Annotated in this window: 11 protein-coding genes; 4 read left to right on the top strand and 7 right to left on the bottom strand. The window is 74.3% G+C overall.

The window, feature by feature from the left end; all coding sequences use genetic code 11:
• The 3 genes from malQ to RM540_RS08810 form a co-directional block, all read right to left on the bottom strand.
• A partial coding sequence (malQ, locus tag RM540_RS08820) for a 4-alpha-glucanotransferase (RefSeq protein WP_432280808.1) occupies nt 1-1,508 on the bottom strand: 1,508 nt, incomplete at its 3' end.
• A gap of 186 nt (nt 1,509-1,694) precedes the next feature.
• Nucleotides 1,695-2,186, bottom strand: coding sequence for a VOC family protein (locus RM540_RS08815; RefSeq protein ID WP_311663210.1), 492 nt, complete (start codon nt 2,184-2,186; stop codon nt 1,695-1,697).
• An 81-nt stretch (nt 2,187-2,267) separates the two neighbouring features.
• Nucleotides 2,268-2,390, bottom strand: a complete 123-nt coding sequence (locus tag RM540_RS08810) for a hypothetical protein (RefSeq protein ID WP_311663208.1) — start codon at nt 2,388-2,390, stop codon at nt 2,268-2,270.
• A 298-nt stretch (nt 2,391-2,688) separates the two neighbouring features.
• On the opposite strand from RM540_RS08810, the gene RM540_RS08805 reads away from it, so the two are divergent.
• Complete coding sequence (locus tag RM540_RS08805; protein ID WP_311663206.1) at nt 2,689-3,321, top strand: outer membrane protein; 633 nt, start codon at nt 2,689-2,691, stop codon at nt 3,319-3,321.
• Between the two features lie 37 nt (nt 3,322-3,358).
• On the opposite strand, the gene RM540_RS08800 is transcribed toward RM540_RS08805, so the two are convergent.
• Both RM540_RS08800 and RM540_RS08795 read right to left on the bottom strand, forming a co-directional pair.
• Entirely contained in the window at nt 3,359-6,307 is a 2,949-nt protein-coding gene (locus tag RM540_RS08800) for an FAD-binding and (Fe-S)-binding domain-containing protein (RefSeq protein ID WP_311663203.1), read from the bottom strand.
• An 87-nt stretch (nt 6,308-6,394) separates the two neighbouring features.
• Nucleotides 6,395-6,781 (bottom strand): endonuclease domain-containing protein, encoded by a 387-nt coding sequence (locus RM540_RS08795; protein ID WP_311663201.1) that lies wholly within the window; start codon nt 6,779-6,781, stop codon nt 6,395-6,397.
• Between the two features lie 281 nt (nt 6,782-7,062).
• Here RM540_RS08795 and RM540_RS08790 point away from each other — a divergent pair, with 281 nt between their 5' ends.
• Both RM540_RS08790 and RM540_RS08785 read left to right on the top strand, forming a co-directional pair.
• On the top strand, nt 7,063-9,198 hold the full coding sequence (locus tag RM540_RS08790; protein ID WP_311663199.1) for an amino acid permease: 2,136 nt from the start codon (nt 7,063-7,065) through the stop codon (nt 9,196-9,198).
• 121 nt (nt 9,199-9,319) lie between these two features.
• Nucleotides 9,320-11,023, top strand: a complete 1,704-nt coding sequence (locus RM540_RS08785) for a potassium channel family protein (RefSeq protein ID WP_311663198.1) — start codon at nt 9,320-9,322, stop codon at nt 11,021-11,023.
• Between the two features lie 52 nt (nt 11,024-11,075).
• Here the strand turns inward: RM540_RS08785 and RM540_RS08780 are convergent, their stop codons facing one another.
• Nucleotides 11,076-12,251: an esterase/lipase family protein gene (locus tag RM540_RS08780; protein ID WP_311663196.1), complete on the bottom strand. Its 1,176-nt coding sequence runs from the start codon at nt 12,249-12,251 to the stop codon at nt 11,076-11,078.
• Nucleotides 12,252-12,371: 120 nt separating this feature from the next.
• Here RM540_RS08780 and RM540_RS08775 point away from each other — a divergent pair, with 120 nt between their 5' ends.
• Nucleotides 12,372-12,908, top strand: a complete 537-nt coding sequence (locus RM540_RS08775) for a metal-dependent hydrolase (protein WP_311663194.1) — start codon at nt 12,372-12,374, stop codon at nt 12,906-12,908.
• A gap of 34 nt (nt 12,909-12,942) precedes the next feature.
• Here the strand turns inward: RM540_RS08775 and RM540_RS08770 are convergent, their stop codons facing one another.
• Nucleotides 12,943-13,473 (bottom strand): hypothetical protein, encoded by a 531-nt coding sequence (locus RM540_RS08770; protein WP_311663191.1) that lies wholly within the window; start codon nt 13,471-13,473, stop codon nt 12,943-12,945.
• Between the last annotated feature and the right edge of the window lie 45 nt (nt 13,474-13,518).

Genomic DNA, 13,518 nt, shown 5'->3' with positions numbered 1-13,518 from the left:
CACTCGTCGCCCTCACCCCGCCCCGTCGTCTCGGTCAGGTTGCGGAGCCACTCGGTCGGGAGCGCGTCGAGCTGGTCGCTCGTGAGGCGCCACGCCCAGTTGCCCGCGGCCTCGCCCGGTGTGTTCATCCGGGCGTCCGAACCCAAGCCGAGCATGTCCTGGACCGGAACCACGGCGAGGTCGGCAACCGACGCCCACGCGGCCCGCACGAGGCGGCGCGGAACAGACTCGGCGCTCGGGCCGAGGTAGCGCTCGACGTGGGCGCGGACCTCGGGCGGGGCGGCCGCCCACCACCCCGCCGTCGTGTCGTTGTCGTGGGTCCCGGTGTAGACCACCTGGCGGCGGCGGTGGTTGTGGGGGAGGTACGCGTTCTGCGCGTCGCCGCCGAACGCGAACTGGAGCACGGCCATGCCCGGCAATTCGTGCCGCGCGATGAGGTCGCGGACGCCGTCGGTGATGAGGCCGAGGTCCTCGGCCACGATCGGGAGCGGGCGGCCGGCGTCGGCTTCGAGCGCGTCGAGAAGGGCGCTCCCCGGCCCCTCGACCCAGCGCCCCTCGACCGCCGTTTCCTCGCTCGCGGGGATCGCCCAGTACGCCTCGAACGCGCGGAAGTGGTCGAGGCGGACGCGGTCGACGAGCGCGAGTGTCCGGCGAAGCCGCCGGCGCCACCAGCGGTAGCCGTTCTCGGCCATCCGGTCCCAGCGGTAGAGCGGGTTCCCCCAGCGCTGGCCCGTCGCCGAAAAGTAGTCGGGCGGCACGCCGGCGACCTCGCGGGGCCGCCCCGCCTCGTCCAGATCGAAAAGGTCGCGGTCAGCCCACACGTCGGCGCTGTCGAGGGCGACGTAGATCGGCAGGTCGCCCAGGACCTCGACGCCGGCCGCCCGGCACCGCTCGCGGAGGGCCGCCCACTGGCGCTCGGCGACGAACTGGTCGAACCGCTCGCGGTCGACGGCCTCGGCGTGCTGGCGTCGGGCCTCGGCGAGCGCGCGCTCGTCGCGGTGCGCGAGGGCAGCGGGCCACTCGGTCCACGCCGCCCCGCCCTGGTCGGCCTTGATCGCCACGAACAGGGCGTAGTCCTCCAGCCACGCCGCCTCGCGCTCGGCGTAGTCCTCGAACGCGCCGCGCAGCGCCGCCCCGCCCGCCCCGTCCTGGAACCGCTCGTAGGCCGACGCGAGCAGCGCCTCTTTGTACTGGCGGGCGGCGGCAAAGTCGACCCGGTCGTCGGGGAGCGAGGGCGGGGCGGCCAGGTCGGCGTCCGTGAGCAGCCCGTCGTCGCGCAGCCGCTCGGGGCTGATGAGGAGCGGGCTGAGCGCGAACGTCGACGGGCTCGCGTAGGGCGAGTCGCCGTCGCCGGGCGGCACGAGCGGGAGCACCTGCCACACGCGCTGGCCGGCCGCCGCGAGCGCGTCGACGAACCGGGCCGCGCCGTCACCCACGTCGCCCACGCCGTAGGGCGACGGCAGGGACGTGACGTGGAGGAGCAGGCCGCTGGACCGGGACACGGGCAGGCCCCGGGGCGGGGCGGTAAGGGGGGCGGGGAAGATCGCTCCGCCCCGCCTGCTGGAGCCGCCCCGCTCCCAACGGTGAAACGGGGCGGGCGGGGTGGAGCGACGGCAACCCGCCCTGCTCGGGCGGGGCGGACGGATTTCTACGCGGCGTTCGGGCAGCGAGCCGCCCCGCCCGCGCCGTCAGTGTTACCGCGCCGCCGCTTCGCGCAGCCGGTCCTCAGACAGGTCTTCCTGCCGGCCCTTCCAGAGCGGCGCCCCGTCCGGCCGCGCGCGGCGGTCGCAGTAGACCTCCAGCTTGACGCCCTCGGGGTCGTGGACGTAGCACTGCCACGCGATCTGCGCCTCCTGGAGGTCCGTCTCCACGCCCATCGCGCGGAGCCGCTCGACGAACGTTAGTAGCTCGGCCTCGTCGTCGACCTCCCACGCGAAGTGGTCGAGCCGCGTGGTCTCGCCGAGGGTCTGCTTCGACGCGTCGCGCGACTGGCGGAGGACGAGCCGGTGGTGCATCCCGTCGTCCGCCCCGCCCGGAATCGGCTGGTCGTCTGTGAGGAAGGCGTAGTGGCTCTCGTCGTCGGACGTCCGCTCGCGGACCGTGAGCCCCAAGGCTTCGGTGTAGAACGCGGTCTGTCGGTCGAGGTCGTTGACGTCGAGGCGGAGGTGGCCGAGGCGAGCGGGCATAGCAGAGCGGACCCAGAGGGCGGGGTGGTGAGGGGCGTCCCCTACCGCCCCGCCCGCGCGCTGATCCCCCCGACCAGGCCTCTACGCCAGGAGCAGCGCGAGCGCGAGCGGCGCCCACACGCCGGCGACGATGAGCGCGAGCGACGCCACCTGCTTCCAGGCGATGGGTTCGGTGGGCGGGGCGGGGGGACGCGGAGCGGACATGGAGGCGGGGCGGGGGGGCGAGCGTGCCCGTAGACGTATCGACCGCCGACGGGCTGCGCTCAACGCGGCGGATTCACCAAGCCGTCATGTCTCCGTCGGTCTCCGGCTCGGCAGACGGGTCTCGGCCGGGGTCGGCCGAGTCCGTGGGGCGGGGTGGAGCGGGGCGGGGGGCGGGGCGGGGGAGGAGTCCCCTGCCGGACACCATGCGGCGTCGGCGCCGCCAGGGCACGTCGTTGGGGGCGGCGGACGTGGGCGGGGCGGCCAGAGCTTGGCGACTCTTCTACCCCGCCCTGCTCCCATGCGCCTCCCCGCCCTGGTCCTGGCCCTCGGCCTCGCCGCCCCCGCGCTCGCCCAGACGGACGCCCGCCCCGCCCCCGACGACCCGGCCACGTGGACGCAGACCGCGAGGGGCGTCCGCCTGCTCGGCGGGTCCGCGTCGCTCGCGCGGCAGGGGGACTTTACCACGGCCTCCGTCGCCCCGCGCGTCGGCCTGTTCGTGGCCGACGGGCTCGCGCTGGGCGTCGACCTCCAGCTCAGCTACCTACGGTCCGAGTCCTCCTTCTACACCGTCTCTGGCTTCCAGGAGTCCACGTTCTCGTCGACCGTGCTCGGTGTCGGCCCGAGCGTGACCTACTACGTCGGGGGCGGGCGCCCCGGCATCCGCCCGTTCGTCGAGGCCGATGTGTCGCTGGCCTACCAACGGTCGAGCGTGACGACGGAGGGCATCAGCTTTGCTCCCGAGATCGGCCTCGGCGGCGGGACGAATAGCAACTTCAACGTCGGCGGCGGTCTGGGCGCCGGCGTCTCGATCCCCGTCGCCCGGAACGTGGCCCTCCGTGCCCAGGCGTTCTACCGGACGTTCGACTTCGAGTTCGACGACAACTCCTCGACCTACGGCCTCTCGGCCGGCTTCACCACGTTCCTCTACTGAGCGGGGCGGGGTGGCGCGGCTACGAGGCCGCCCCGCCCTACAGCCGCGCCGCGAGCGCCTGGGCGGGGTGGAGCGCCCGGCGGCCCGTGGTGTGCTCGATCTGCTCGCGGCAGCTCGTCCCCGCCGCGACGACCACGCCCTCGGGCGGGGCGGCGCGGACGGCCGGGGCCAGCCGGTCCTCGGCGATCGCGACGGAGACGGCGTAGTGCTCGGCCTCGTAGCCGAAGGCGCCCGCAACGCCGCAGCACCCCGCCCCGCTCTCGGTCACGGCGAGGCCGGCGGCGCCGAGGCACGCGCGGCTCGCGCCCATCGACGAGAGCGCCTTCTGGTGGCAGTGGCCGTGGACGAGCGCCGCGTCGGCCGCCCCGCCCGCCGTCTGCCAGTCGAGCGCGCCGAGGCGGTCGGCGTGCGCCGCGCACCACTCCTCGAAGGTCATGGCCGCGGCTGCCACGGCGGCGGCGCGCGGGTCGTCTTGGAGGAGCCGCGGGATCTCGTCGCGGAGCGTCAGGACGCACGACGGCTCCAGGCCGACGATCGCCACCCCGCCCTCGGCGTAGGGCGCGTAGGTCTCGACCAGGCGCCGGGCGAGGCGCGTCGCGTGCGGGACGAACCCCTTCGACAGGTACGTCCGCCCGCAGCAGCGGTAGGCCGGCACCTCGACGCGCGCGCCGGCGGCCTGGAGCACGCGGAGCGCGGCGCGCGGGATCTCGGGCTCCTGGAAGCGCCCGAACGTGTCGACGTAGAGGGCCACGCGCGGGGCGTCGGGGTCCGCTCCGAGCGAGCCGTCGGGGGCGGGGCGGTCGCGCGCGGCCGAGAACGGGCGCGTGGCGAACGACGGCAGCGGCCGCTCGCGCGCGATCCCGAGCCGGTCGAGGGCGGGGCGGGCCAGCGGGCTCGCGTTCGCGCGGTTGACGACGTGCGCGAGCGGGCCGGCCAGGCGCCGCGCGAGGACGGGGAGGTGCGCGAACAGGCGCGTCCGCGCGCCGGGCCGCTCTTCCTTCCACTTCTGCTCTTGCCACGCCGTCTTCAGCGCCGCCATGTCCACCGACGCCGGGCACTCGGACTTGCACGCCTTGCACGACACGCACAGGTCGAGCGCCTCGGCGACCTCGGGGCCGGTCAGGCGGCCGAGGTCGCCGGTCAGCGCTTCGCGCAAGGCGTTCGCGCGGCCGCGCGTCGAGTCCTTCTCCTCGCGCGTGACCATGAACGGCGGGCACATCGTCCCCGCCCCGATCTTCCGGCACACGGCCGACCCGTTGCACGCCTCGACGGCCGACGCGAACCCGGCGTCGACGCCGCGCGGGTCGTGGAACGCGAGGCCGGTCTCGACGCGGGCGGGGTGGTAGTCCGGCCCCATCCGCAGCGCCTCGGTCAGCGGTGGCACGTCGACGATCTTGCCCGGGTTGAGGCGGCCGTCGGGGTCGAACGCGCGCTTGGTCGCCTGGTAGGCCGCGTAGAGGGCCGGCGTGTAGAAGTCCTCGGCGAGCGCGCCGCGCGCGCGGCCGTCGCCGTGCTCCGACGCGATGACGCCGCCGTACTTTTTGGCGAGCGTCATCGACGCCCGCGCGATCGCCTCCAGCGCCTCGACCTGGGCGGGGCGGCGGAGGTCCAGGAACGGGCGCACGTGGAGGCAGCCGGCGCTCGCGTGCGCGTAGACGACCGCGTCGACGTTCTCGGCCGACATGGCCTCTTCCATCTCGCGGATGTAGGCCGGCAGGTGGCGGACCGGGACGGCCGCGTCCTCGACGATCGCCGCGGCCTGGACCGGCAGCCGCGCGCTCATCGCCAGCCCCAGCCCCACCTTGCGCACGGCGTAGACGTCGGCCATGTGCGCGTCCTCCAAGGCCTCGGTGATCACCGCCCCGCCCCCCAAGTGCCGGCGCAGGCGGTCGAGCCCGTCGCGCGTCTCGGCATCCGAGCCGCCGCTGTACTCGACGATGAGGAGCGCCGCCGGCAGGCTCCCGTCCGCGTTCCGCTGGACGAAGTGGAGCTTCGGGGCGTACTCGGTCACGTTCAGCGCCCGCTCCAGCGCGATCCGGTCGAACAGCTCGACGGCCGTGGGGCCGGTCTCCAAAATGCCCTCGACGGCTTCGAGCGCCTCGCGCCGCGTGGCGTAGTGGACGACGCCCAGGACCGCGTGCGTCGGCCGCTCGACGAGCCCCAGCGTGATCTCGGTTGCGATCCCGAGCGTCCCCTCGCTGCCGGCGAGGAGGGCGGCGACGTTGCGCGTGCCGTTCCACGGTCGCCCCGGCCCGCGGTCGACTTCGGGCGCCTCGAACATCCGCTCCAGGCGGTAGCCGCCGGCGCGGCGCCAGTGCTCCGGCGTGTCGCGGCGGACGGCCTGCTCGTGGACCTTCAGGAGCGCGTCGAGGCGCCGGTACACCTCGCCCTCCGCCCCGCCCGCGCGCATTTTCGCCGCCCACGCCTCGGGCGAGAGCGGGGCGAACGAGACCGGCGTGCCGTCGGCCAGGAGCGCCCGCGCCGACTCGGTCCAGTCCACGACCGAGCCGTACTGGATGGAGTGCGTGCCGGTCGCGTTCGTGCCCAGCATGCCGCCGATCGTGGCCCGGTTCGACGACGCCGGGTCCGGCCCGACCTGGAGGCCGTGCGCGCGCGCCGCCGCGTTGAGGTCGTCCAGGACCACGCCCGGCTGGACGGTCGCCGTCCGCGCCTCGGCGTCGAGCGCCACGATCTCGCGGAGGTGCTTGGTCGTGTCGACCACGAGCCCGGCCGAGACGGCGCTCCCGGCGAGGCTGGAGCCCGACCCGCGCGCGACGACCGGGACTCCGAACCGCCCCGCCTCCTCCAGCGCCGCCTGGACGTCGTCGGCGTGGCGGGGCACGAGGACGCCGAGCGGGGGCTCGCGGTAGAGCGAGGCGTCGGTGGCGTAGAGCGCTCGGCTGAGGGCGTCGAGACGGAGGCTGCCCGCGATCCGGGGGCGGACGGCGGCGGCAAAGTCCTCCAGGCGGGCGGCGTCGATGGGCATGCCGGAGTGTACGCGCCGCCTCGCCCGTTCGTACCCGCTGCGGGCGGGGCGGGGCGGCGGCTCAGTTCCCCTCCTGGACAGGAGGGGCTAGGGGTGGTGGACCGGGCGAGCACCACCAGGAGAAAATGCCTCGGCGATCGCTTCCAGCACAGCGTCAGGCGTCTGGAGGATTTTGTGGTTCTCGAACCGGAGGGCGCGCATACCCCACGCTTCCAGCGCCCGCTGGCGTGCTGCGTCATGTTCCGCGCGGGCAGGGTCGGCGTGAACAGCTCCGTCCAGTTCGACGGCGAGGCCCTCGGCAGGGCAGTAGAAGTCCAGCACGTAACGTCCGACGCTGTGCTGGCGACGGAACTTGCGCCCTTCCAGTTGCCGCCCCTTAATCATCTGCCACAGAGCTCGTTCGGCAGGCGTCGCATGGTTTCGGAGATCCTGGCGGACAGGTTTTAGCCGTGGCCTGTTGTGCTGTCGCTCCATTGGGTGCCGTGGTTGGCGTCTCCCACGACGATACGCCTGGGCTGGCGTAGGGCCGGGCGCTCGCCCGGTCCACCACCCCTAGCCCCTCCTGTCCAGGAGGGGAACTGGCCCCGCCCACAGCACCGCCCCGCCCGGAGCCGCTGAACACGGGCGGGGTGGTTGCCTGCGCCCGCCCCGCCCTCGGCTCCGCCCCGCCCTCGGCGCCCGCCCCGCCCGCGCGATCCGGGGCGGGGCGGCGGGCGGGCCATCCCGTATGTTCGGCCTTCGCCCACCCCGCCCCTGTGTCCACGGAGCCCGCCCGCCTCAAAAAGACGCTCACGCTGTTCGACGTCTACGCGATCAGCACCGGGGCCATGTTCAGCTCCGGGTTCTTCCTGCTCCCCGGACTCGCGACGGCCAAGGCCGGACCGGCGACGGTGCTCGCGTACTTCCTGGCCGGGGTCCTCATCCTGCCCGCCATGTTCTCCGTCGCCGAGCTGTCGACGGCTATGCCGCGCGCGGGCGGGGCGTACTACTTCCTCGACCGGAGCCTGGGGCCGCTCGCCGGGACCGTCGGCGGGCTGGGGACGTGGCTCGCGCTCATCCTCAAGAGCGCGTTCGCGCTCGTCGGCATGGGGGCCTACCTCGTCTTTTTCGTCGAGGACATCCCCATCAAGGCGCTCGCCGTGGGGCTGACGGTCGCGTTCGCGCTCCTCAACATCTTCGGGGCCAAAGAGACCAGCGGGCTCCAGCGCGTCTTCGTGACCATCCTCGTCGTGGTCCTCTCGTTCTTCGTGGTCCAGGGGATCGGCGCGGTCGTGGATCTGGGCGGGGCGGAGGTGTCGCGGCAGTTCACGCCGTTCCTCCCGTTCGGGGCCGAGGGGCTGCTCGCGACGATCGGGCTCGTGTTCGTGTCGTACGCCGGGCTCACGAAGGTGGCGTCGGTCGCCGAGGAGGTCCAGGACCCCGACCGGAACCTCCCGCTCGGGATGTTCCTCTCGCTCGCGACGGCGACGGCCATCTACTGCGTCGGCGTGTTCATCATGATCGCCGTCCTCGAGCCGTCCGAGCTCAGGAGCGACCTAACGCCCGTCGCGACGGCGGCCGAGGCCTTTTTCGACTGGCTCCCCGGTCGCTGGGGGCTCCTCTTGATCGTGATCGCCGCGATCGCGGCGTTCGCCTCGACCGGGAACGCGGGCATCCTCGCGGCCAGCCGGTACCCGCTCGCGATGGCCCGCGACCACCTCGTCACGCCGCGGCTGGCCACGCTCGGGCGGTTCGGGACGCCGGTCCCCGCCATCGTACTCACGTCGGTGCTCATGATCTTCGTCATCGTGGCCCTCGACGTCGAGGGGATCGCCAAGCTCGCGAGCGCCTTCCAGCTTCTCGTCTTCGGGCTCCTCAACGTGGCCGTGATCGTGATGCGGGAGTCGCGGATCCCGAGCTACGTGCCGGGCTACCGGAGCCCGCTCTACCCCTACGTCCAGATCGTGGGGGTCGTGGCCCCGATCTTCCTCATTGCCGAGCTGGGGCTGCTCGCGATCGAGCTGTCGCTGGCCGTCGTGCTCGTGGGCATCGCGTGGTACGTCCGGTACGTCCGTCCGAACGCCGAGGTCGTGCGCGAGGGGGCCATCTACCACCTGTTCGCGCGGCTCGGGCAGCGCCGCTACGAGGGGCTCGACGGCGAGCTCCGCACGATCCTGAAGGAGAAGGGGCTGGCCGACGAGACCCCGTTCGAGCACCTCGTCACGCGCGCGGCCGTCGTCGACCTCGACGAGGAGCGGTCGTTCGAGGACGTGGCCCACGACGCGGCGGTCCTCCTGGCCGACCGCGCGCGGCTCTCGCCGGCCCGGATCGTGCAGGGCTTCCTCGACGGCTCGCGCACGGGCTCGACGCCGGTCTCGGGCGGGGCGGCGCTCCCGCACCTCCGGCTCCCCGAGGTCGACCGGCCCGAGCTGGTCATGGTGCGGAGCCGGCCCGGGCTCGTCGTGTCCGTCGACACGACGGGCGACGCGCGGCCCGACGCCGACGAGCGGGTCTACGCTGCGTTCTTCCTGCTGAGCCCCGAGGAGCCCCCGGGCCGCCACCTCCGAACACTCGCTAACATCGCGAGCCGGATCGACGAGGAGCCGTTCCTGCGCGAGTGGCGCCGCGCGGCGACCGAGCAGGACCTGAAGGAGGTCCTCATCCAGAACGACCGCTACCTCGGCCTCACCGTCGACCCCGCAGGGCCGACGGCCGAGCTCGTCGGGCGGGCGCTAAAGGACGTGACGTTGCCGCCGGGCGTGCTCGTCGCGCTCGTCCACCGCGAGGGCCAGATCGCCGTCCCCGGCGGCTCGACGGTCCTCGAAGCGGGCGACCGGCTGACGGTCATCGGCGAGGCCGCCGGCATCCGCGCGCTCGCCGACGCGTACCGCCCCGCCCCGGCCGCGCCCTAGCCGCCCCGCCCCCGGCCGCCCTCGGGCGGGGTGGCGCGCCCTGTCACCGGGGCGACCCGCCGTTTCCCGCCCCGCCCGATCCGGGCGGGGCGGCCCCACCGCAGCCCCCGAGCCGGTACGCATGAAGACCGTCGGCGCCCACCTCTCCTACTTCCTCCGCGACACGTCGGTCCGCCGCAACGTCCGGTCGCTGATGAAGGTGGTCGCGTTCGTGGCCGCCGTCGTTGTGGTCTTCGCCATCACGTTCCACTTCGTCATGCTCCACGAGGGCGAGGAGCACTCGTGGGTCACGGGGTTTTACTGGACGCTGACCGTGATGAGCACGCTCGGGTTCGGCGACATCACGTTCGAGAGCGACCTGGGGCGCCTGTTCAGCATCCTCGTGCTCGTCTCGGGGATCCTGCTGCTGCTCATCGTCCTCCCGTTCGCGTTCATCCGCTTTTTCTACGCGCCGTGGCTGGAGTCGCAGGTCCAGATGCGGGCGCCGCGCCGCGTGCCGCCGGGGCTGGCAGGGCACGTCGTGATCTGCGCCTACGACTCCATCACGCCTGGGCTCATCCGGCGGCTGGAGGGCGAGGGCGTCCCGTACGTCGTCCTCGAAGAGGACCCGACGACGGCCGCCGAGCTCTACCTCGACGGGGTCTCCGTGGTCGCGGGCGGGGTGGACAGCCGGGCGACGTACGAGGCGCTCGCGCTCGACCGCGCCCGCCTCGTCCTCGCCAACCGCGAGGACACCGTCAACACGAACATCATCCTGACGGTCCGGGAAGTGGCCCCCGACGAGCCGGTCGTCGCGATCGCGAGCGCGCAGGAGTCGGTCGACGTGCTCGAACTGAGCGGGGCCACGCACGTCCTCCCGCTCAAGCAGTGGCTGGGCGAGCAGCTCGCGAGCCGGGTCAACGCGCTCCACGCCCGGTCGCACCCCATCGGCCACTACGAGGACCTCCTCGTCGCCGAGCTCCCGGTCCACCGGACGCCGCTCGCGAACCGGACGGTCCGGGAGACCCGGCTCCGCGAGGTCTCGGGCGTGAGCATCGTCGGGGTCTGGGAGCGCGGGCACCTCCACCCCGCCCGGCCCGAGACGCCGCTCACGGACGCGAGCGTGCTGGCCGTGATCGGGACCGAGGCCCAGTTCGAGGCCCTCGACGACCTCCTCGTCATCTACAGCGTGAACCCGAACCCCGTCGTCGTCATCGGCGGGGGCCGCGTCGGGGCGGCGGCGGTCCGGTCGCTCCGGCGGCGCGGGGTGCCGGTCAACCTCGTCGAGCGCGAGCCCGAGCTGTGCGCGCGGCTGGCGCCCGAGTGCGGCCGCGTCGTCGCCGGCGACGCGGCCGACTACGACCGGCTCTGCGAGGCCGGCATCCTGGAGGCCCCGTCGGTCCTGCTCACGACCAACGACGACGCGATGAACATCTACCTCGCGTCGTACTGCCGGAAGCTGAACCCGGACCTCCGCATCGTCAGCCGGATCACGTACGACCGGAACCTCGAGTCCATCCACCGGGCCGGGGCCGACTTCGTGCTCAGCTACGCGACGCTGGGGACCCGCGCCGTCCTCTCGGTGCTCAAGGGCCGCGAGCTCGTGGTGCTGGGCGAGGACGTCGACCTGTTCTCGGTCCCGGTGCCCCGGTCGCTCCGCGGCAAGACGCTGGCCCAGACGGAGATCGGGGCGCGGACGGGGCTGAGCGTGATCGCGCTTCACCACGGCGACGAGGCCGCGACGGACCTCTCGGCCGACACCGTGCTCGCGCCGGGCGCGGAGCTCCTGATGCTGGGCGGGGAGGCGCAGCGGGCGGAGTTCGCCGAGGTCTTCGGCGACGCCTGAGCGGGGCGGGGCGGCCGGAGCGGGGCGGTTCTGGAGGCGCGCCGCCCCGCCCTCAGCCGCCCAGCGACGCCAGCACCTCGCGGATCGTCTGGACGTCGCGCGTCTGCTGGAGGTGCGGCCGGCCCGTCACCACGCGGCGGGCGCCCTCGGGCGCGAGGGCGGGGCGGGCGCCGTCGCGGCGCTGGAGGACCTGCCGCGAGGCCTCGACCACGAGGTCCGTGCCCAGCCCGAACACGCTGCCCACGACGTAGACGTACTCGACGTCCGGCGGGAGCGGCATGGCCGGGTTGTCGACGGCGTACGGCAGGCCCGGGTCGCCCGCGTTGATCCCGACGACCGCCCCGCCCACGGCGCCGTCGGCGTCGACGTCGAAGTCCTCGAACTCGTCCGTGTCGGCCTCGTCGCCGCCGTAGAGGTAGCGGCCGGCGCCGAGCGCCGAGCACGGGTAGACGGCGCGGAGGTCGCGGATGGCCTCGGTGCGCGCGCCGGCGAACGCCTCGGTCAGCACGCTGAGGAGCGAGCCGCCGCCCTCGCCGTCGCAGAGCCCGGCGCCGAGGTTGCTCCCCTGGTGCGGCGTCCCATACGTCACGGCCGCCGAGACGCGGTGGCCGTCCGGCCGGTCGGGCTCGGCCCACCACCGTGGGCGGCCGTCGGCGTCGCGGCGCTGGAGGTACTCGCGGACGGCGAGCCCGCCCATCGACTGCCCGACGAGCACGACGCGCTCGGCGCCCGTGGCGGCGAGCACCGCGCGGACGGCCCGCCCGAGCGCCGCCCCCTGCTTGACCACGCCCGACTCGTTGCTCTCGGACCGCCCCGCCCCGCGCCGCGCGTACGGCGCGAGCGTGCCGGCGGCCGTGTCGGCGACGGCCTCGAAGTTGACGAAGAACAGGCGCGAGTCGACGCGCTCCGCCGCCCCGCCCCCGACCGCGACCGGCGTCCGGTCGGGCCGGCGCCGCGTGGGGACGATCTCGGATACGACGACGTCGCTCGCCGCGTCCGTCCGCTCGCTCGCGTTGAGGTCGGCGTGGATCGTGTAGGGGAGGCCGTAGCCGTCGGCCGCGAGCGCCGTCGCCACGTCGCGCCACGCGAGGTCGGAGTAGGACAGGCCGTGGACGAAGAGGACGGGGTCGCCCGCCCCGCCCGGCGCGGGCGCTTCGCCCTGTGCGAGCGCCGGCGGGGCGGCTCCAACGAGGGCCGACACGACGAGCAGGACGACAACGAGGCGCACGGGCGGGGCGGGCAACACAAACGGAGCGGTGCAGGCGGTCCCAACGGGCGGGGCGGGGCGCGATTGCCGGGCTCAGCCGCCCCGCCCGATCCGTACTTTTGGGGCTCCCCCTCCGACGCCGTGCCCACCGTTTTTACCCACGCTGTCGCCGCGCTCGCGCTCGGCCCGTCCGTCCAGCGGACCGTCCGCCCGCTCCGGCTATGGGCGCTCGGCGCCGCCTGCGGGGTCGTCCCAGACCTGGACGTGCTCGCCTTCCGGCTCGGCATCCCGTACGAGCACCCGCTCGGCCACCGCGGGTTTTCGCACTCCCTCGTGTTCGCGGCGATCCTCGCCGCCGTGGTCGTCGCCGTGTTCTTCCGCCGGTCGGCTCACCGGGCGGCGTTGGGCGCCTACTTTTTCGCCGCGACGGCCTCGCACGGCCTCCTCGACATGCTGACGGACGGCGGGCACGGCGTGGCCCTGCTGGCCCCGTTCTCGAACGACCGGCTGTTCTTCCCGTGGCGTCCCATCGAGGTGTCGCCGATCGGGATCGACGGGTTCGTCAGCGCGCGCGGTCTGGAGGTGCTGGCGAGCGAGGTCCTGTGGGTGTGGGGACCGGCGCTCGCCGTCGCGGCCGTCCTGCTCGCCGTCCGCCGGCGGGCGCCGGAGACGGTGTGAGGCGGGCCGCCCCGCCCCGCCCTTTGACTTTGCCCTACGCCGCCTCGACCAGCTCGCGGACGCGGGCCTCGGCGGCCTCGTAGAGCTCGTCCGCCGTCCGGGCCGGCTCGCCGTGCCACTCCGTCGTCTGCGCCCGGGCCTTTGCGGCTAGGCGGAGCGCGCCGTCGACGCCGTGGCGGCCGGCCGAGAACGACGTCTGCCGGCGCCGCCCCGCCCCGTCGATCCAGTACGCGGTGACGTAGGGGACGCTCGAGGCCGAGAACTCCTTGACCGTCACGCCGATGCCGGTCACGCCGGTCTGGGTCACGGCCCGCCGGTTCCGGCGCCGCGCCTCGGGCGTGAGCATGTGCGACGCTTTGGAGGGCGGGGTGGGGCCGAGCCGTTCGATCTGAGCCTCACGCCACGCCTGGGCCGCCGCGAGCGCCCCGTCCGTGCCGCCGTGGTCACGGTCGCGGAACCGCCGGTCGATCTTCTCGCCATCGCGCTGGAGGCGGACCCACCACGAGGCGACGTGGTCGAGCCGGGTAATGTTGAAGAGGTCCATGTCGGTGTCGGTCGTGGTCATGGGTCGGGCGGGGCGGCGGGCTCCGGCGGCACCGCCTCGTTTGGG

This window comes from Rubrivirga litoralis, assembly GCF_031846415.1.
GTDB classification, from domain to species: Bacteria; Bacteroidota; Rhodothermia; order Rhodothermales; family Rubricoccaceae; genus Rubrivirga; species Rubrivirga litoralis.
This window is presented reverse-complemented; position numbering and strand designations above follow the sequence as displayed.

Bases quoted from the DNA above. Each gene is read 5' to 3' on its own strand.
- RM540_RS08815 (WP_311663210.1), bottom strand. From the start codon at position 2,186: ATGCCCGCTCGCCTCGGCCACCTCCGCCTCGACGTCAACGACCTCGAC.
- RM540_RS08810 (WP_311663208.1), bottom strand. From the start codon at position 2,390: ATGTCCGCTCCGCGTCCCCCCGCCCCGCCCACCGAACCCATCGCCTGG.
- RM540_RS08805 (WP_311663206.1), top strand. From the start codon at position 2,689: ATGCGCCTCCCCGCCCTGGTCCTGGCCCTCGGCCTCGCCGCCCCCGCG.
- RM540_RS08800 (WP_311663203.1), bottom strand. From the start codon at position 6,307: ATGCCCATCGACGCCGCCCGCCTGGAGGACTTTGCCGCCGCCGTCCGC.
- RM540_RS08795 (WP_311663201.1), bottom strand. From the start codon at position 6,781: ATGGAGCGACAGCACAACAGGCCACGGCTAAAACCTGTCCGCCAGGAT.
- RM540_RS08785 (WP_311663198.1), top strand. From the start codon at position 9,320: ATGAAGACCGTCGGCGCCCACCTCTCCTACTTCCTCCGCGACACGTCG.
- RM540_RS08770 (WP_311663191.1), bottom strand. From the start codon at position 13,473: ATGACCACGACCGACACCGACATGGACCTCTTCAACATTACCCGGCTC.